Below are 18,520 nucleotides of genomic sequence, written 5' to 3'. Positions count from 1 at the left end.
GGGTCTAGGATGGAAGCGTCCGGTGGCGCCGCGCCCCCGCACGCTGGCCGACCCTCGATGACATGCATGCGACGGCAGGTGCGGCACGACCTTCCCTCGCGCTTTCGGCAGGTTCCACCATGACAGCCACTCAGCCACCCCGCGGCCGCGGGCGCCCGAAAGGGGGTAACTCCCATTCGCGCGAGCGACTCCTCGACGCCGGCCTGACCCACTTCGCCCGCTTCGGCTACGAGGGCGCCAGCCTGCGCAAGATCGCCGCCGAGGCGGGTTGCGACATGGCGATGATCGCGCATTATTTCGGCTCCAAGGGCGAACTGTGGGCCGCGGTCGTCGACGCCGCGTTCGAGCGTAACCGTGCGACGTTCGCGGAGTGGGCGCCGAAGCTCGCCGATCCCGCGCTGCCGCTCGCGGAGCGCTTGCGGATCGGCCTCACCGAGCTGTTCGACGAGGTCGTCGCCGAGCCGCGGATCACGAAGCTGCTGATGCAGGAGATGAGCGAGCCGGGCGAGCGGCTCGACCATCTGATCACGCACAGTCTCGCGCCCTGGCTGGCGGTCTACCTGCCGCTGTGGAAGGCGGCGCAGGAGGCCGGCGTGCTCGCGATCCGCGATCCGGTGATCCTGCATCTGGGCCTGCTCGGTGCGCTCTCGCTGCTGGTGACCGGTCGCCCTGCCCTGGAGCGGATCCGCGGCAAGACGGGCACGCTCGAGGAGATCAGGGAGGTCTTCGTCGTCGGCATCCTCGAGCGGCTGAGCCCGCCGGACCGCTCCTCCGGGCCGTTGTGAGTCCGGGGCGCGCCGCCTGTTGCGCGCTGTTTCAATGTAGGGTGGCGGCGAGGGATCGTTTCGCCGACGGCGGCGTCCTATAGTTCGTCACCCATTTACGCCGCGGATGCGGCAAGGATCTCCCAACGATGCAGACCGATCGTCAGCGCTTCCTCCACTTCCATCAACGGGCTTTCGGCACCGCCGGACAGCCACCCAGCCTGTGGCGCAAGGCGGTCGCGCTGGTCGCCACCGTCGGTCTGGTGGGCGTCGCGCTGATGTTCTCGGTGGTGCTGTTCGCCGTACTGCTCACCGTCGGTACGGCCGCCTGGGGCTATTTCTGGTGGAAGACGCGCGACCTGCGCCGCCAGATGCGTGAACAGGGCGGGCCCGCGGCATGGGCGGCGGCGCGCGCTGCGCAACGCGAGGGTGGCCTGGTGCTCGAGGGCGAGGTCATCCGCGAAGTCGATCCGGCACGCGAACCGGGGAGCGAATCGCGGCGCGATGCCTGATCGCGCCCCCTGCCAGTGCGGCAGGGACGGCCGACCTTGATATTGCGCTGCACAACCCCCTTTCCCCCATGTCCGCCTTTTTCCGCTAACCTGATTGCCGGTCACCCCGGCGATCGCCGGGCGGTTCTATCGCAACGCGGGCAAGGGGGCGTGGATCGTGTGGGATCTGGATGCATTGTTGCTGGCGCGGACGCAGTTCGCGTTCACGGTTTCTTTCCATATCGTGTTCCCCGCGATCACGATCGGCTTGGCGAGCTACCTTGCGGTGCTCGAGGCCTGCTGGCTTCGCACCGGCCAGTCCGTGTTCCGCGACCTGTATCACTTCTGGTCGAAGATCTTCGCGGTCAATTTCGGCATGGGGGTGGTTTCCGGCTTGGTGATGGCCTACCAGTTCGGCACCAACTGGAGCTATTTTTCCGATTTCGCCGGCAGTATCACCGGGCCCTTGCTCGCCTATGAGGTGCTCACCGCCTTCTTCCTCGAGGCCGGCTTCCTCGGGGTGATGCTGTTCGGCTGGAAGAAGGTCGGCCCCGGCCTGCATTTCTTCTCCACCGTGATGGTGGCGCTCGGCACCCTCGTGTCGGCGACCTGGATCCTCGCCTCCAACAGCTGGATGCATACCCCCGCCGGCTTCGAGATCATCGACGGCCGGGTGGTGCCGACCGACTGGCTGGCGGTGATCTTCAATCCTTCCTTCCCCTACCGGCTGGCGCACATGGTGCTGGCCGCCTTCATCTGTACCGCGCTGCTGGTGGCCGCTTCGGCCGCCTGGCACCTGCTGCGCGGCCGTGACAATCCCGCGCTGCGCAAGATGCTGTCGATGGCGATGTGGATGCTGTTGCTCGCGGCGCCCACGCAGGCGCTGGTGGGCGACTTCCACGGTCTCAACACGCTCGAGCACCAGCCGGCCAAGATCGCCGCGATGGAGGGGCACTGGGAGAACGAGCCCGGCGCCGGCGTGCCGCTGATCCTGTTCGGCTGGCCCGACATGGCGCGCGAGGAGACCCGCTTCGCGCTCGAGATCCCCCGTCTCGGCAGCCTGATCCTGACCCACTCGTGGGACGGCCAGTTTCCCGGTCTGAAGGAGTACGCGCCCGAGGATCGGCCCAACGCGACCATCGTGTTCTGGAGCTTCCGCGTCATGGTGGGCCTCGGGCTGCTGATGATCGCGCTCGCCGCGTGGGGGCTGTGGGCACGATGGCAGGGCCGGCTGCACAAGTCGCGGCCGCTGCTGCGCTTCGCCCTGTGGATGGGGCCGAGCGGGCTGGTGGCGATGCTCGCCGGCTGGTTCACCACCGAGATCGGCCGCCAGCCCTGGGTTGTGTACGGCCTGCAGCGCACCGCCGACGCGGTGTCGCCGGTGGGCGCCGACCAGCTCGGGATCAGCCTCGCGCTGTTCGTCGTGGTCTACTTCGTCGTCTTCGGCGCCGGCACCGTCTACGTCCTGCGGCTGATCGCGCTCGGACCGGTGCCGCACGAAGGCGAGCATCCGCCGCGCGGCGGGCCGGGCCAGCCGCGAACACCCGCGCGGCCGCTGTCGGCTGCCGACGAACGGCTCTCTCCCGCCACTGCCACGACGCGAGGCTGACGCCATGGATTTCGATCTTCCGTTCATCTGGGCCGTCATCATCCTGTTCGGGGTGATGATGTACGTCGTCATGGATGGCTTCGATCTGGGCATCGGCCTGCTCTATCCCTTCGTGCGGGGCAAGGTCGACCGCGACGTCATGATGAACACCGTCGCCCCGGTCTGGGACGGTAACGAGACCTGGCTGGTGCTCGGCGGCGCCGGCCTGCTGGCCGCCTTCCCGCTCGCCTATTCGGTGGTGCTGACCGCCTTCTACCTGCCGCTGATCCTGATGCTGCTCGGACTGATCTTCCGTGGCGTGGCCTTCGAGTTCCGCTTCAAGGCCAGCGATCAGCGTCGCCACTGGTGGGACAAGGCATTCATCGGCGGCTCGCTGGTGGCCACCTTCTTCCAGGGCGTGACGCTCGGCGGTTTCCTGCAGGGCATCGAGGTGGTGGACCGGGCCTACGCCGGCGGCGGGCTCGACTGGCTGACGCCATTCTCGATCTTCACCGGTCTGGGCCTGGTGGTGACCTATGCGCTGCTCGGCTGCACCTGGCTGATCCTCAAGACCGGCGGGCCGCTGCAGGCGCGCATGGTGGAGATCGGCCGGCCGCTGACGATCGCGCTGGCGGCGGTGATCGCCGTGATCAGCGTGTGGACGCCGCTCGCTCATCCCGAGATCGCGGCGCGCTGGCTGGGCTGGCCGAACACGCTGTGGTTCGCGCCGGTGCCGGTGCTGGTGGTGGCCACCGTGTGGCAGCTCCTCAAGCGGCTCGACGGCGCGCCCGACGCGAGCCCCTTCGTGCTCACGCTGTGCCTCGTGTTCCTCGGTTATAGCGGACTCGGCATCAGCATCTGGCCGAACGTGATCCCGCCCTCGATCACGATCTGGGAGGCGGCCGCGCCGGCGCAGAGCCTGAGCTTCGCGCTGGTCGGCGCGCTGCTGATCATCCCGCTGATCCTGATATACACCGCCTGGGGCTACTATGTTTTCCGCGGCAAGGTCGACGCGAGCCAGGGCTACCACTGATGCGGGCGGCGCGGCATTCGTCGGCGACGCGGCGGCGGCTCGCCCGCTTCGGCTGGCTGGTGGCGATCTGGGCGGCGAGCGTGCTCGCGCTCGGTGCGTTCGCCTGGCTGTTGCGCCAGATCATGAACGCGGTGGGCCTGAGCGCCTAGGCATGGCCCGAGCGCGCCGCGCGCCGCCGTTTGTGCAACAGGATTCGTTGCGGCCGGCGGCCCCGTCGCGCCGCGTGTATATTCGGCGCCATCGTGTCGATCTGGAAATATCGCCTGCTGCGCCTCGTCGCGCGCGTCCGCCGCTATCCCGGCCTCATCGCCGGGTTCGGCTTCGTATCGGGCATCGCCAGCTACGCCATGGTCGAGCGCCACGAGGGCTTCGCCCGCGTGATCGCGGTCGTGATGCTGGTGAGCTGGATCTGGCTGGTGCTCGAGAAGGCGCTGCGCGCGTGGGTCGCGCGCCGCTTCGGCTTTCGCGTGCCGGCCGGGGTGCTGCGCTATGCGACCCAGATGATCCACCAGGAAAGCCTGTTCTTCGTCCTGCCCTTCCTGTTCATCGCGACCACCTGGCACAGCGGCCAGCTGGTATTCACCGGCCTGCTGATCGCGGCCGCGCTGGTGGCGATCATCGATCCGCTCTACTACCGCTGGCTGGCGCCAAGGCGCTGGGTGTACCTCACCTATCACACCGTCGCGTTGTTTGCGGTCCTGCTGACCGCGCTGCCGCTGATCCTGCGTGTGCCCACCGGCGACAGCTACCGGCTCGCGCTCGCAGTGGCGGTCGTGCTCTCCTTTCCCAGCCTCGCCGGCTCGATCACGGTGCGTGCCTGGTGGCGCAAGTTCCTGCTCGTCGGCCTGATGGTGGCGCTCGCCGGCGGTGGCTGGCTGGCGCGCCTGTGGGTGCCGCCGGCCACGCTGTGGCTGACCGAGGTCGCGGTGGCGACCGAGATCGACAGCGAGAACCGCGCGCCCGCCAACCGGGTGCACGAGGTGAGCTACGCGCAGCTGCGCGACGGTGGGCTGTATGCCTACACCGCGATCAATGCGCCGCTCGGGCTGCGCGAGCGCATACACCACGTCTGGCTGCAGGATGGCCAGGAGGTGGACCGGATCGCGATCGATATCCAGGGCGGGCGCGAGGAAGGCTACCGGGCGTGGACCCACAAGGAGAATTTTCCCGCCGAGCCGGCCGGCCGCTGGCAGGTCAAGGTGTTGACCGACGCCGGCCAGATGATCGGCATGCTGCGCTTCAACGTGCGCCCGTCTCAGCCGTAGCGGCGCGCCGCCTCGAGCGCGAGACCGGCGCCGATGCTGCCGTGCAGGTCGCCTTCCACGCGCTTCGCGCCCGGCAGTTCGGCGGCAATGCGCGCGCGCAGCTGTGGCACCGCGCTGCCGCCACCGGTGAAGTAGACGGTATCGACCCGTTCGCGGGCGACGCCGGACGCGCGCAGCAGCGCATCGACGGTCGCCGCCACGCCTTCGACCAGGCCCTGCGTGGCGCGCACGTAGTCCTCGCGCTCGATCACGTGGGCGAGGCCGGGCTCGAGGCGGTCGAGATCGAGTTCGGCGCGGTGGGCGTGCGAGAGCGCGATCTTCGCCTCCTCCACCTGCAGCGCCAGCCAGTGGCCCTCGCGCTGGTTGATCAGGCGTGACAGGCGATCGAGCGCGGCGCGCGCGCTCGCGCCGCGGTAGAGCTGCTGCAGGTCGGCCCAGGCCTGGCGCGTGTACGCGAAGTTGATCGTGTGCCAGGTGGCGAGCTGGAAGAAAAGCGCCGAGGGCAGCTCCGCGCCCGCACGCGTGCGGCTCCGGTAGCCGAGCAGCGGCATCACGCAGTCGAGGCTCAGCGCGCGGTCGAAGTCGGTGCCGCCGATGTGCACGCCGGCGTTGCCGAGGAGGTCGTCGCGCCGGTCCTCGCGCGCCAGGCGCGCGGGCGACAGCCGCAGCAGGGAGAAGTCGGCGGTGCCGCCGCCGATGTCGGCGATCAGCACCAGCTCCTCCCGCTCGAGGCCGGCCTCGTAGTGGCGCGCCGCGCCGATCGGCTCGAACTGGAAGCTCACTTCGCGAAAGCCCGCCCCGCGCGCGATCGCCTCCAGCTCGTCCTGCGCCTTGCGGTCGGCCGCCTCGTCGCCGTCGACGAAGTGCACCGGGCGGCCGAGCACCGCCTGCTCGAAGCTGCGTCCCGCCTGCGCCTCGGCGCGCGCCTTGAGCTCACCGATGAAGCTCGCCAGCAGCGCGCGGAAGGGCAGGGCGCGGCCGAGCACCTCGGTGTGACCGTCGATCAGGCTGCTGCCGAGCAGGCTCTTCAGCGCCCGCATCAGGCGGCCTTCGTAGCCTTCGAGGTATTCATGCAGCGCGGCGCGGCCGTAGTGGGTGCTGTCCTCGTCGGCATTGAAGAACACCGCCGAGGGCAGGGTGGGCTTGCCGTCCTCGAGCGCGAGCAGGAGCGGCGCGCCGGGGCGCGCCCAGCCGACGGTGGAGTTGGAGGTGCCGAAGTCGATGCCGCAGGCGCGGGCGGGAGTTTCCATGGCGGAAGCGGGTTCGGTGGCGGGCCGGCGATGCTACTCGACGCGGGCGGATCGGGCCAGTGCGGACCCGCGCCGATACCTTAGGGCGCCGGGCGCGCTTCAAGTGAGGCGTGCCCGGGTGTAGGCTAGCAGCATGGAAACCAGCTCATCCGCACCGGTCGCGCCTGCCACCAATGGCGCGCCGCTCGCATTGCGCCGGGTGGCGATCGACACCTACCGGGAGAACGTCGCCTATCTGCACCGGGAATGCGAGCGCTACCGCGCCGAGGGCTTCCAGGCGCTGGCGAAGGTCGAAGTGTGTGCCAACGGCCAGCGCATTCTCGCCACCCTGAACGTGGTCGACGACGCCTCGATCGTGGGCTGCGGCGAGCTCGGCCTGTCCGAGGATGCCTTCGCCCAGTTCGGCGCCGCCGACGGCGTGCCGGTCACCGTGTCGCAGGCCGAGCCGGCCGGCTCGATCCCGGCCCTCCATCGCAAGATCGCCGGCGAGCGGCTCGACCGTGAGGACTTCCGCGCGATCGTGCGCGACATCGCCGAGCATCGCTATTCCAAGATCGAGCTGACCGCCTTCGTGGTCGCCACCAACCAGGGCGAGCTCGACCGCGAGGAGGTGTATTTCCTCACCGACGCGATGGCTCAGGTCGGTCGCCAGCTCGACTGGCGCGAGCGCCCGGTGGTCGACAAGCACTGCATCGGCGGCATTCCGGGCAACCGCACCTCGATGCTGGTGGTGCCGATCGTCGCCGCCCACGGCATGCTGTGCCCCAAGACCTCGTCGCGCGCGATCACCTCGCCGGCGGGCACCGCCGACACGATGGAGGTGCTGGCGGATGTCGAGCTGTCCTTCGAACGCATGGCCGAGATCGTGCGCGAGCATCGCGGCTGCCTTGCCTGGGGCGGGACCGCGCGGCTGTCGCCCGCCGACGACGTGCTGATCTCGGTGGAGCGGCCGCTGTCGATCGATTCGCCCGGCCAGATGGTGGCGTCGATCCTGTCCAAGAAGGTCTCCGCGGGATCCACCCATCTCGTGCTCGACATCCCGGTGGGGCCGAGTGCGAAGGTGCGCTCGATGCCCGAGGCGCAGCGCCTGCGCAAGCTGTTCGAGTTCGTCGCAGGGCGCATGAACCTGACCATCGACGTGCTGATCACCGACGGCCGCCAGCCGATCGGCAACGGCATCGGGCCGATGCTCGAGGCGCGCGACGTCATGCAGGTGCTCGAGGGCGACCCGCGTGCGCCCAACGATCTGCGCCAGAAGTCGCTGCGTCTGGCCGGGCGCATGATCGAGTTCGACCCCGACGTACGCGGCGGCGACGGCTTCGCGATCGCGCGCGACATTCTCGACTCCGGTCGCGCGCTGGCGAAGATGCAGGCGCTGATCGATGCCCAGGGGCGCAAGCCCTTCGACCACCACGCGCCGGCGCTCGCCGGCCTGCACTTCCCCGTCGCCGCGACCGAGGACGGCGTGGTCACCGCCATCGACAACCTGCAGCTCGCCCGCATCGCCCGCCTCGCGGGCGCGCCCAAGGTGCCGGGCGCAGGCGTCGACCTGATGTGCAAGCAGGGCGACACGGTGAAGCGCGGCCAGCCGCTGTACGAAGTGCGTGCCGCCTTCCCGGCCGACCTCGAGTTCGCGCGCCACGCCACCGTGCGCGCCTCGGGTTACGCGATCGGCAGCGCGGACGAGCTGCCGCACCTTTTCGTGGGCTACTGATGGCCACCACACCCGCCCTGCTGCTGCATTTCGACGACGAGACCGAGGCCGCCGCGCGGCTCGCCCAAGCCGGCGGATTCGCATGCGCCTGCATCGAGCGTCACCGCTTTCCCGACGACGAGCTGCGCCTGCGCCTGCCGCCACGCCTGCCGCCGCAGGTGCTGTTGTTGCGCAGCCTGCATCGCCCCAACGAGAAACTGGTGGAGCTCATGCTGGCGGCGCGCGGCGCGCGCGCGCTGGGGGCGCAGCGGCTCGGTCTGGTCGCGCCCTATCTCGCCTACATGCGGCAGGACTTCGCCTTCCGCGAGGGCGAGGTGGTGAGCCAGCGCATCGTCGGCGATTTCCTCGCCGTACTGTTCGATGCGCTGCTGACGGTCGACCCGCACCTGCACCGGATCGACCACCTGGCCGAGGCGGTGCCGCTCGGCGATGCGGTCGCGCTGTCGGCGGCGCCGCTGCTCGGCGAGCTGGTCGCGGCGCGGCGGCCAGATGCCCTGCTGCTCGGCCCCGACGAGGAGTCGGCGCAGTGGGTGGAGGCGGCGGCCGCTGCCGGGGGGCTCGCACACGCGGTGTGCGTGAAGACCCGTCACGGCGATCGCGAGGTCGACATCGCACTGCCGCCGCTCGCATTCCGCGACCGTCCGGTGGTGCTGCTCGACGACGTCGCCAGCTCGGGGCGCACGCTGGCCAGGGCGGCCGCGCTGCTGCAGGCGGCGGGCGCGTCCTCGATCGACGTCGCGGTGACCCATGCGCTGTTCGCCGCCGACGCGCTCGACGCGATCCTTGCCGCAGGGGTCGGCGAGGTGTGGAGCACCGACTGCATCAACCACTCGAGCAACGCGCTCAGCGTCGCACCGCTGCTGGCCGAGGCCCTGCGGCGCATCGGCTTCGTCGGTGGTGCCGCGGCGCTCCCGGACTGATGACATGGCTATGTAAGCACTGTGTTACGATTCGCTTCTTTACCGGCTGCCCATAGTGGGTGTAACCGTCCCGCGGACGGTTTCCGTCGTCGAACCGCTGCCCGAGGAACTTCGTGGAGCAACTTGCCAAGACCGTCGTATTCGCCGATCTGACCGGTAGCACCGGCCTGTTCGAGACGGCAGGCAATGTCGCCGCGACGCAGATCGTCACGCGCTGCACCCAGGCGCTCGGCGTGCATCTCGCGCGCGCCGGCGGGCGCGTGATCAAGTATCTCGGCGACGGGGTGCTGGCGCTGTTCGACGACCCGGTGGCGGCGGTCGACGCGAGCGCGCGGGCGCAGGATGTCTTGCGCGACCTGCCCGCGGACGCGGGCGTCAGCGCGACGCTCGGCGTCAAGACCGGTATCGAGCGCGGCTTCATCATCGAGCACGACGGTGACTGCTACGGCGATGCGGTGAACGTCGCCGCACGCCTGAGTGATCGCGCCCAGGCCAACGAGATCCTGATCGGCGAATCGGTGTACAAGGCGCTGCCGGCGGCCAAGCGGCAGTCCTGCCACAGTCTCGACCGGCTGACGATCAAGGGCAAGGCGGAGCCGCTGCCGGTGTGGCGGATCGACTGGTCGCGCACCGCCGAGACCACGATGACGATCCCGCTCGAGATGTACGAGCTGCACACCGGTCAGCGCGTGATCCAGCGCATCGACCTCGAGCGGCTCGACCAGCGCGCGGAACTCGCCCCCTCGGGTGGTTCGCTGACGATCGGCCGCGGCGAGGCGGCGGGCTTCAAGGTCAGCGATCCCCGGGTGTCCCGCCGCCATGCCCGTATCGAATGGTCGGGCGGGCAGTGCGTCATCACCGACTTCAGCAGCAACGGCACCTGGGTGCGCTTCGTGGGTTCGCCGGCGCCGGTCAGCCTGCGTCGTGACAGCTGCACCCTCTATGGCGAGGGCGAGATCGGCCTGGGCGCCGCCCCGGAAGACTTCACCGCGCCAACGGTGGCCTTTCGCGTCATCAATGAACTCTGAGGCCGCCCGCGTGCCGCGCACCGGGCGGCGATTTTCCGGCCCGGTGCTGGGGGCCCTGCTTGCCTTGCTCACTTCGGGCGCGTTCGGTGCCGGCTGGACCGCGCGCCCGCTGTCCGAGCTGGCGGTCTATCCCGAATTCCGCGCGCAGGCGACGGTGGTCGCGCGCGAGGAGGCCAGCCTCGCCGCCGAGGTGTCGGCGCGCATCGTGGCGATGCCGGTGCGCGAGGCGGAGGCGGTGGGGCGCGGCGAAGTGCTGGTGCGGCTCGACGACGCCGCGTACCGCATCGAGGTCGATCGCGCCCGCGCCGCGCTCGCGCTGGTGGACAACCGCATCCGGCTCGCCGAGGCCCAGCTCTCGCAGGCCCGCTCGCTCGAAGGTCGGGGCTTCATCAGCCGCGACGGCCTGCGCATCAAGGAGACCGAACTCGCCGTTCTGCGCAGCGAACGCGACGCCGCCGCTGCGGCGCTCGCCGCCGCCCGCCTGGATCTGGCGCGCACCACGCTGCGTGCGCCCTACGCCGGGGTAGTGCGCGAGCGTATCGCCAATGTCGGTGATCTCGCGGTGGCCGGTACGCCGCTGCTCCGCCTCGCCGCGAGCAGGGATGCCGAGCTGCGCGCCCGGGTGCCGGTGTCGGCGATCGACAGCCTTCGCGCGGCGGGCGAATGGACCCTGGTCGCTGGCGAGCTGCGGCAGGCGGTCACGATCCGTCGCGTGTCGACGCTGGTCGAGGCCGCCGGCCAGGTGCGGGAAGTGGTGCTCGACAGTCCGGCTCCGCTCGCGCCCGGCCTTGCGGGCGAGCTGCGCTGGCGCAGCGCGCGTCCGCATCTGCCGCCGGCTTACGTCCAGGAACGCGAGGGCACGCTGGGCACCTGGGTCGAGCGCGATGGCGAGCCGCACTTCATCGCGCTGCCGCAGGCCGAGGCCGGCCGGTCGGTGGCGCTGGACTGGCCGGCCGACGCCCGCATCATCGACGAGGGCCGCTTCGGCTTTGCACTCGAGGCGTCCGCGGCGACAGACCGATAGCAGCGGGGCGGCGGCCGCGGTGCCGAGCCGTGGCCGCGCCGCCCCCGAAACGAGGTGATCCCGACATGAAGAACGACGCGATCTGGCGCATGCGCCTGGACAACCTGAAACGCCACGCCCACGACAACCGCTGGGGGCGCGAGCTGGTGCGGCAGTGGGCCGCCGAAGGCATGATGGACGAGGCGCCGGAGGTGCAGGCGCTGCTCGCGCAGTGGCCCGAGCGCTACCAGGACCTGGCGGACGGGCAGTGGCCGGCGGCCCTCCTGCCCGAGCATCGCGGCTGAGCGCGCGGGCAGGCGCGCCCCCCGGTCATCCCAACCGCGCCCGTGAGCGCCTCCCGCCTCGGCGAATCGCACGATGAAGCTCTACCAGCGCCTGATCCAGAACCATCCGCTCGCCAACATCGCCTTCCTCATCGTGCTGTTGGGCGGGATCTTCACCTATCTGACGCTGCCTCGGGCGCAGGACCCCGAAGTCAATTTCAACTGGGTCAACATCATGACCGCGCTGCCGGGCGCCTCCGCCGAGGACGTCGAGCGTGAACTGACCGGGCCGCTCGAGGACGCGATCAAGCAGATCAAGGACATCCGCTTCGTGTCCTCCTCGAGCCGGGAGGGCGTGTCGTCCATCCTGGTGCGCTTCGAGGAGCTGTCCGAGCGGGTGTTCGACAAGCGCATCAACGATCTCCGCCGCGAGATCCAGAACAAGGCCTCGGCCGAGCTGCCGCCGGACGCGACCGATCCGGTGGTGCTGGAGATCACCAGTTCGAACGGCTTCCCGTCGGCGATCCTGGTGCTGCACGGCAGCGGCGGCGAGACGCTGCGCAGCACCGCGTTCGCGATGAAGAAGGCGATCGAGCGGCTCGACGGCGTCGACCAGGTGATCGCCGCCGGCCTGGACGAGCCCGAGCTGCACGTGGATTTCGATCCCGCCCGCCTCGCCGCCGCCGGCCTGTCGCCGATCGAGCTCGCCGACGGCGTCGGGGCCTGGTTCCGCAACACCCTCGGCGGCCGCGTCCGCGTGCACGACCGCGAGTGGCTGGTGCGGCTCGAGGGCAAGACGCCCGATCCCGAGCGGCTCGCGCAGGCGGCGATCGTCACCCCCACGGGGCGGGTCGCGCTCGACGAGGTGGCGCGCATCGAGCGTGGCCACGAGCGCCCCTCCCAGCTCGTGAGCTACCGGGGCCAGCCGGCGGTGATGCTGTCGATCACCAAGCAGGCACGCGCCAATACCCTGCAGCTGGTCGAGCGCCTGCACGCGTTCGCCGAGACGCGCAACCCGCTGCTCGCCGGCCAGGGGCTGCGACTCACGCTGGTCGACGACCAGACTCACGCCACCCGCCACGCGATCGAGGTGATGGAGTCGAACGCGGTGTTCGGCCTGTTGGCGGTGCTGTTCATGTGCTGGCTCTTCCTCGGCGCGCGTCTGGCCCTGCTGGTCGGGCTCGGCGTGCCGTTCTCGCTCGCCGGTACCTTCATCGCGGCCGGACTGATCGACTCGACGCTCAACCTGACCGTGCTGCTCGGGGTGGTGATCGCACTCGGCATGCTGGTGGACGACGCGGTGGTCATCGTCGAATCGATCTACTACCGGCTGCAGCGCGGCGATCCGCCGCTCGAGGCGGTGACCGAGGGGGTGGGCGAGGTGGGGTTGCCGGTGCTCGCCTCGGTAGCGACCACGATCGCCGCCTTCCTGCCGCTGATGCTGCTCTCCGGCATCCTCGGCAAATTCATGTTCATCGTGCCCTTCGTCGTCACCGTCGGCCTGCTGGTGAGTCTGTTCGAAGCCTTCTGGATCCTGCCGGTGCACGTGCTCGCGCTGGGTACGCTGCCTGCCGGCGAGCGCGGCCGCGTCCAGGCCTGGCGCGAGCGCCTGACCCACGGCCTGCGGCTGCGCTATGCGCGCGCGCTGGTAGCGGTGCTGCGCCGGCCGCGGCGGGCGCTGCTCGCGCTGCTGCTGGTGATGGCGGCGTCGGCGGGCGCGGTGGTGGGCGGACTCGTGCAGGTGCAGTTCTTCGCCTTCGACTCGATGCGGCTGTTCTACGTCAGCGTGGACCTGCCGGCCGGCGTCACCCTGGAGCGCAGCCTGGCGGAGGCGAAGCGGGCGGCGACCGTGGTCGAGCGGACGCTCGACGGCAGCGAGTTGCGCGCGGTCGCGAGCTATGCCGGCCTCAAGTTCACCGACACCGAGCCGGTGTACGGTGACCAGTACGCCCAGGTGCTGGTGTCGCTGCAGCCGCGCGAGGGCGAGATGCGCGAAACCGGCGCGATCATCGCCGCGCTGCGGCCGGCGGTGGAGGCGCTCGGCGGCGAGGCGCGCTTCTCCTTCCTCGAGCTCAAGGGCGGGCCGCCCACTGCCAAGCCGATCAGCATCAAGATGATGGCCGACGACTATGCCGAGCTGCGCGCCGCGGCCGATGCGCTGCTCGCCGAGATCGCGCGGCTGCCGGGGGCGAAGGACATCACCGACGACGACGTGCCCGGTCGCAACGAGCTGCGCCTGGTGCTCAACCGCGAGAAGCTGGCGCGCGCCGGGGTGGGTGCGCACGAGGTGTCGCGCCTGCTGCGCCTGTACGGCGAGGGCGAGATGGTGGCGACGACGCGTGACGAGGGCGAGAAGATCGAGGTGGTGGTGCGCGCCCGTCCCGAGACGCTGGCCGACGTCACCGAGCTGCTGCAGCGGCCGGTGCCGCTGGCCGATGGCCGCAGCGTGCAGCTGGGCGAACTGGTCGACCATCAGGCGCGGCTGTCCAAGGGCTACATCCGCCACTACCAGCTGACACGCGCGATCACGGTCGAGGCCGATCTCGACAAGACGGTGATCGACACCGTGGAGGCCAACGATCGGGCCAAGGAAGCCTGGGCCGGGCTGCAGGCACGCTTTCCCGCGGTGACCCTGGACTTCTCCGGCGAGCTCGAGGACATCGAGGAGAGCCTGGATTCGATGGGGCGGCTGTTCGCGCTCGGCGTCGGCCTGATCTACCTGATCCTCGCGGCCCAGTTCCGCAGCTACTTCCAGCCCTTCATCATCCTGGTGACGGTGCCGCTCGCGTTCACCGGGGTGGTCCTCGGCCTGCTGGTGTCGGGCAACCCGTTGTCGCTGTACACCCTGTACGGGGTCATCGCGCTCACCGGCATCGCGGTCAATTCGGCGATCGTGCTGATCGACGCCGCAAACGAGCGGCGGGCGGCGGGGATGAGTGTCAGGCATGCGGCGATCTATGCCGCGCGCCGCCGCGTGGTGCCGATCCTGATCACCTCGATCACGACGATCGGCGGCCTGTTCTCGCTCGCGGTGGGGCTCGGCGGCAAGTCGCTGATGTGGGGGCCGGTAGCGGCGAGCATCGTCTGGGGGCTGGGCTTTTCCACCGTACTGACGCTGTTCGCGATCCCGCTGGTATATCGCCTGGCGATGGATCGCCGCTCCTGAGGCGGCGGCGCGCAAAACCAATTCCGTCGCCAGCGGTCCACCGGGACCGGGAAACGAAAGACGAACCCATCTGAAAAGGAAGATCGCAATGAATCGCTCTCGCCGAGCTCGACACTCCCTGCTCGCCGTCGCCGCGCTGGCCGCCGGCATCGCCTTCGGTCCGGCCGCCGCGGCCGGCGAGGAGGTGACGATGTACAAGGATCCGAACTGCGGCTGCTGCGGCAAGTGGGCCGAGCACATGCGCGCGAGCGGTTTCGCGGTGAAGGAGGTCGCCACCGGCGCGATGGCCGGGGTCAAGCGCGAGGCGGGCGTGCCGCAGGCGCTCGGCTCCTGCCACACGGCGAAGGTCGGCGGCTACATCGTCGAGGGCCACGTGCCGGCGGCCGACGTGCGCCGCATGCTGTCCGAGCGGCCGGCGATCGTCGGCCTCTCGGCGCCCGGCATGCCGCTCGGCTCGCCGGGCATGGAAGGGCCGTATCCGGCCGAGCGCTACGAGGTCATCGCCTTCGACGGCGAGGGCGGGCAGACGGTGTTCGCCCGCCACTGAGGCGGCGCGCCGAAGGTGAAAAAAACGCGGCGCCCGAGGGCGCCGCGTCGCGTTACTCGGGCGAGCCGGCCTCAGTCTTTCCTCGCCACGCCGTGCTCGTCGCCCGCCTCGATGTCGGCGGTGTTGTCACCGATGATCGACAGGTCCTGCTTGGCGCGCTGGGCGGCGTTCGGCCGCTCGATCAGCCACCACAGCAGCAGGCCGATCACCACCGCATACACGGTCGACTTCGGGTCGGGCATCGCCAGGGTCACCGCGACGATGCCGGCCACGCCGCGCTCGCTCGAGTTCTTCAGCTCTTCCATGCCGACCATGATGCAGATGTAGGCGGTGAGCACCAGGGTGAGCGAGAGCGCGATCGGCAGCACCGGCTTGAACACGCTGACCAGCGGCAGCATGAAGATGGCGATCAGGCCGGTGATCCAGAAGGTGCCGCCGCCGGAGTAGATCGAGTCCATCGCCTTGCGGCCGAGCGCGTAGCGTTCGGCGACGGTGGCGTGGGCGGCGGTCCACAGCGGGCCGGCGAGGCCGGGCCAGGGCGCGAGCAGGGCATGCAGGCCGTTGCGCAGCGCGGTGACCATGTGCACCCGGGTGACGTCGAGCTCGATCTTCTCGTCCTGACGCAGGTGATCGACCCGCTTGCACAGGGTGAAGCCGACCAGGATGTCGCCGAAGGCGATCACGTAGGCGATGATCGCGGTGGGGATCGCGAGCAGGAACATGTCCGCGCTCGGCATGCCGACGTTGAACACCAGGTACTGCATCATCAGGCCGAAGTCGGGCTGGGTGATGCCCCATTCGATATCCGGCAGCGGGTACTCGCTGACCGCCCAGCCGATTGCCATGGCGATCAACATGCCGGGGATCATGCCGAAGTTGGAGACCATCTTGGCGAACCGGCTGGTCTCGACGATGTGCTTGAAGGACAGCGAGAACAGGATGTAGGCGGAGACGATGGAGCCGATCAGCAGCGAGATCGGGGTGGCGTCGATCCGGCCGCCGGTCTTGAGCTCGCCCATCATCGCCGCGATGCCGGCGCCGATGATGATGCCGGATTTGAGCGAGTTGGGGATGATCGTCACCAGCTTGTTGCCCAGCCCGGTGATGCCGAGGAACAGGAAGATGAGGAAGACCTCGAGCTGGAGGGCGAACATCGCCTTGACCGCCTCCGGCCCGGGCTCGAAGCCCTGCAGGTAGAGCAGCACGACCGGGATCGCGGGGGTGATCCAGCCCGGCACCAGCGGCACGCCGAGCAGGGCGGGCAGCAGGTAGCCGACGCCGGCGACGACGCAGAAGGCGAGCGCCGCCTCGTAGGGCATGGCGAGGTATTTCATCAGCAGCGGGATCATGCCCAGGCTGACGACGAACATGAACAGGCCCTGCACCATCTCCGGGAATTCCCAGCGGTAATGGATGAAGGGCAGCCGGATCTTGAACGGGCCGAGCGGCCAGTAGGGATGCTCGGCGCCGTACTCGCGCTGGATCAGCATGGCTTGTCTTCCTTGATTGTCGTTATGCGTGTTGGAGAACGCCGGACCGGCCGCAAGCCGGTCCGGCAGAAGCTTACTCGATCGCGGAGGCCGACTTGGCCATCTCGCGCAGGGCGAATTTCTGGATCTTGCCGGTGGAGGTCTTGGGCAGCACGCAGAACTCGATGTGCTTGGGCACCTTGTAGCGCGCCAGGTGCTCGCGGCAGTGGGCGATGATGTCGTCGACGGTGACACCCGAGCCGTCCTTGACCTCGATGTAGGCGGCCGGCACTTCGCCCCACTTCTCGTCGGGCCTCGCGACCACGGCCGCGGTCATCACCGCCGGGTGGCGATAGAGCACCTCCTCGACCTCGAGCGAGGAGATGTTCTCGCCGCCGGAGATGATCACGTCCTTGGAGCGGTCCTTGATCTTGACGTAGCCGTCGGGGTGCATCACCGCGAGGTCGCCGGTGTGGAACCAGCCGCCGGCGAACGCCTCTTCGGTGGCCTTCTCGTTCTTCAGGTAGCCCTTCATCACGAGGTTGCCGCGGAACATGATCTCGCCCATGGTCTCGCCGTCCCAGGGCACCGGCTCCATCGTCTCCGGGTCGAGCACGGTGATCGCTTCCTGCATGTGGTAGCGCACGCCCTGGCGGCCGTTGCGCTCGGCGCGGCGGTCGATCGGCAGCGCGTCCCACTCGGGGTGCTTGGCGCACACCGAGGCCGGGCCGTAGGTCTCGGTCAGGCCATAGACGTGGGTGATGTCGAAGCCGATCTTCTCGGCGCCTTCGATGATGGCTGCCGGGGGCGCGGCACCGGCGATGAGGCCGGCAACGCTGTGCTCGATGCCGGCGCGCAGGCCATCGGGCGCATTGATCAGCATGCCGTAGACGATCGGCGCGCCGCACATGTGAGTGACCTTGTGGCTGCGGATGAGCTCGAAGATCAGCGCTGGGTCGACCTTGCGCAGGCAGACGTTGATGCCGGCGTTGGCGGCCATCGTCCACGGGAAGCACCAGCCGTTGGTGTGGAACATCGGCAGCGTCCACAGGTACACCGCGTGCTGCGGCATGCCCCAGCTGATGATGTTGGAGGCGGCGTTCAGGTAGGCGCCGCGATGATGGTAGACCACGCCCTTCGGGTTGCCGGTGGTGCCCGAGGTGTAGTTGAGTGCGATCGCGTCCCATTCGTCGGCGGGCAGCTGCCACGCGAAGTTCGCGTCGCCTTCAGCGATGAAGTCCTCGTACTCGATCTCGCCCACGCGCTCGCTGCCCGGGTACTCGGCGTCGAGGGCGTCGATCACCAGCGGCTTGTCGCCTTCGAGCAACTCGAGGGCGGCGCCGATCACGCCGGCGAACTCGGGGTCGGTGATCAGCACCTTCGCCTCGCCATGGCCGAGCATGAAGGCGAGCGCCTCGGCGTCGAGCCGGGTGTTGAGCGTGTTCAGCACCGCGCCGGTCATCGGCACGCCGAAGTGGGCCTCGACCATCGCCGGAACGTTGGGCAGCATCACCGCCACGGTGTCGCCGCGCTCGATGCCTTGCGCGACGAGCGCGCTCGCGAGACGGCGGCAGCGGTCGTAGGTCTCGCTCCAGGTGAAGCGGCGCACGCCGTGGATCACGCTGGTGCGCGTCGGGTACACCATCGCGGTGCGCTCGATGAAGCTCAGCGGCGACAGCGGCACGTAGTTGGCGGCGTTCTTGCCGAGGCCTTGTTCGTAGATTGTGGTCGTCATCCGTGCAACTCCTGGTGGAAATCTCTGTGATCGACGGGGCGCGGCCGGCGCACGCCTTCGTGCCCGCCCGCCTTGCCAACCCGGCAAGGTTCGCAAAAAAGCTTGTCTGGAATTTCGTCGGAATGTACTGAATCTTGTCGGGCGCTCACGTCGCCGGCACGGACCTCTAGAATTGTTCGCCGCGAACCCGGCCGTTGCCGGGCGCAGGAGGGAGCGGAAGCCGATGGCGGGAACGCTGGATTCGTCCGGCATGGACAGCGAAG

Annotated in this window: 16 protein-coding genes; 13 read left to right on the top strand and 3 right to left on the bottom strand. The window is 69.6% G+C overall.

What is annotated here, in order from left to right:
* Positions 1–119 precede the first annotated feature (119 nt).
* The 6 genes from BB334_RS02860 to BB334_RS02840 all read left to right on the top strand — a co-directional run bounded on the left by BB334_RS02860 (position 120) and on the right by BB334_RS02840 (position 5,141).
* A complete protein-coding gene (locus BB334_RS02860; RefSeq protein WP_068804107.1) occupies positions 120–785 on the top strand; it encodes a TetR/AcrR family transcriptional regulator in 666 nt (221 codons plus the stop codon).
* A 128-nt stretch (positions 786–913) separates the two neighbouring features.
* The gene (locus BB334_RS02855; protein WP_068804105.1) at positions 914–1,276 is read left to right on the top strand and encodes a hypothetical protein; all 363 of its coding nucleotides are present in this window, start codon (positions 914–916) and stop codon (positions 1,274–1,276) included.
* Between the two features lie 94 nt (positions 1,277–1,370).
* Entirely contained in the window at positions 1,371–2,864 is a 1,494-nt protein-coding gene (locus tag BB334_RS02850; RefSeq protein ID WP_269798985.1) for a cytochrome ubiquinol oxidase subunit I, read from the top strand.
* A 4-nt stretch (positions 2,865–2,868) separates the two neighbouring features.
* On the top strand, positions 2,869–3,876 hold the full coding sequence (cydB, locus tag BB334_RS02845) for a cytochrome d ubiquinol oxidase subunit II (protein WP_068804104.1): 1,008 nt from the start codon (positions 2,869–2,871) through the stop codon (positions 3,874–3,876).
* On the top strand, positions 3,876–4,025 hold the full coding sequence (locus BB334_RS17385; protein ID WP_083200243.1) for a DUF2474 domain-containing protein: 150 nt from the start codon (positions 3,876–3,878) through the stop codon (positions 4,023–4,025). Before cydB ends, BB334_RS17385 begins: the two co-directional genes overlap by 1 nt.
* A gap of 93 nt (positions 4,026–4,118) precedes the next feature.
* On the top strand, positions 4,119–5,141 hold the full coding sequence (locus BB334_RS02840; RefSeq protein WP_068804102.1) for a DUF5924 family protein: 1,023 nt from the start codon (positions 4,119–4,121) through the stop codon (positions 5,139–5,141).
* Here BB334_RS02840 and BB334_RS02835 read toward each other — a convergent pair.
* Entirely contained in the window at positions 5,132–6,391 is a 1,260-nt protein-coding gene (locus BB334_RS02835; protein WP_068804099.1) for an Hsp70 family protein, read from the bottom strand. The two genes, BB334_RS02840 and BB334_RS02835, sit on opposite strands and share 10 nt — an antisense overlap.
* A 133-nt stretch (positions 6,392–6,524) precedes the next feature.
* Between BB334_RS02835 and BB334_RS02830 the strand changes: the two genes are divergently transcribed.
* The 7 genes from BB334_RS02830 to BB334_RS02800 all read left to right on the top strand — a co-directional run bounded on the left by BB334_RS02830 (position 6,525) and on the right by BB334_RS02800 (position 15,053).
* The gene (locus BB334_RS02830; RefSeq protein ID WP_068804097.1) at positions 6,525–8,105 is read left to right on the top strand and encodes a thymidine phosphorylase family protein; all 1,581 of its coding nucleotides are present in this window, start codon (positions 6,525–6,527) and stop codon (positions 8,103–8,105) included.
* Entirely contained in the window at positions 8,105–9,025 is a 921-nt protein-coding gene (locus BB334_RS02825; RefSeq protein WP_068804095.1) for a ribose-phosphate diphosphokinase, read from the top strand. Before BB334_RS02830 ends, BB334_RS02825 begins: the two co-directional genes overlap by 1 nt.
* Before the next feature lie 113 nt (positions 9,026–9,138).
* On the top strand, positions 9,139–10,053 hold the full coding sequence (locus BB334_RS02820; RefSeq protein WP_068804093.1) for an adenylate/guanylate cyclase domain-containing protein: 915 nt from the start codon (positions 9,139–9,141) through the stop codon (positions 10,051–10,053).
* A complete protein-coding gene (locus tag BB334_RS02815) occupies positions 10,043–11,077 on the top strand; it encodes an efflux RND transporter periplasmic adaptor subunit (protein WP_083200242.1) in 1,035 nt (344 codons plus the stop codon). Before BB334_RS02820 ends, BB334_RS02815 begins: the two co-directional genes overlap by 11 nt.
* A 65-nt stretch (positions 11,078–11,142) precedes the next feature.
* Positions 11,143–11,361 (top strand): hypothetical protein, encoded by a 219-nt coding sequence (locus tag BB334_RS02810; RefSeq protein ID WP_068804091.1) that lies wholly within the window; start codon positions 11,143–11,145, stop codon positions 11,359–11,361.
* A 73-nt stretch (positions 11,362–11,434) separates the two neighbouring features.
* Entirely contained in the window at positions 11,435–14,506 is a 3,072-nt protein-coding gene (locus tag BB334_RS02805; RefSeq protein ID WP_068804088.1) for an efflux RND transporter permease subunit, read from the top strand.
* An 88-nt stretch (positions 14,507–14,594) separates the two neighbouring features.
* The gene (locus BB334_RS02800; RefSeq protein ID WP_068804086.1) at positions 14,595–15,053 is read left to right on the top strand and encodes a DUF411 domain-containing protein; all 459 of its coding nucleotides are present in this window, start codon (positions 14,595–14,597) and stop codon (positions 15,051–15,053) included.
* A 71-nt stretch (positions 15,054–15,124) separates the two neighbouring features.
* On the opposite strand, the gene BB334_RS02795 is transcribed toward BB334_RS02800, so the two are convergent.
* Both BB334_RS02795 and BB334_RS02790 read right to left on the bottom strand, forming a co-directional pair.
* The gene (locus tag BB334_RS02795; RefSeq protein WP_068804084.1) at positions 15,125–16,543 is read right to left on the bottom strand and encodes a solute carrier family 23 protein; all 1,419 of its coding nucleotides are present in this window, start codon (positions 16,541–16,543) and stop codon (positions 15,125–15,127) included.
* A gap of 73 nt (positions 16,544–16,616) precedes the next feature.
* On the bottom strand, positions 16,617–18,257 hold the full coding sequence (locus tag BB334_RS02790) for an acyl-CoA synthetase (protein ID WP_068804082.1): 1,641 nt from the start codon (positions 18,255–18,257) through the stop codon (positions 16,617–16,619).
* Positions 18,258–18,520 lie beyond the last annotated feature (263 nt).

The sequence above is a fragment of the Thauera phenolivorans genome (genome assembly GCF_001696715.1).
Lineage (GTDB): Bacteria > Pseudomonadota > Gammaproteobacteria > Burkholderiales > Rhodocyclaceae > Thauera > Thauera phenolivorans.
The sequence above is the reverse complement of the archived record's forward strand: the minus strand, read 5'-3'. Positions and strand labels throughout refer to the sequence as shown.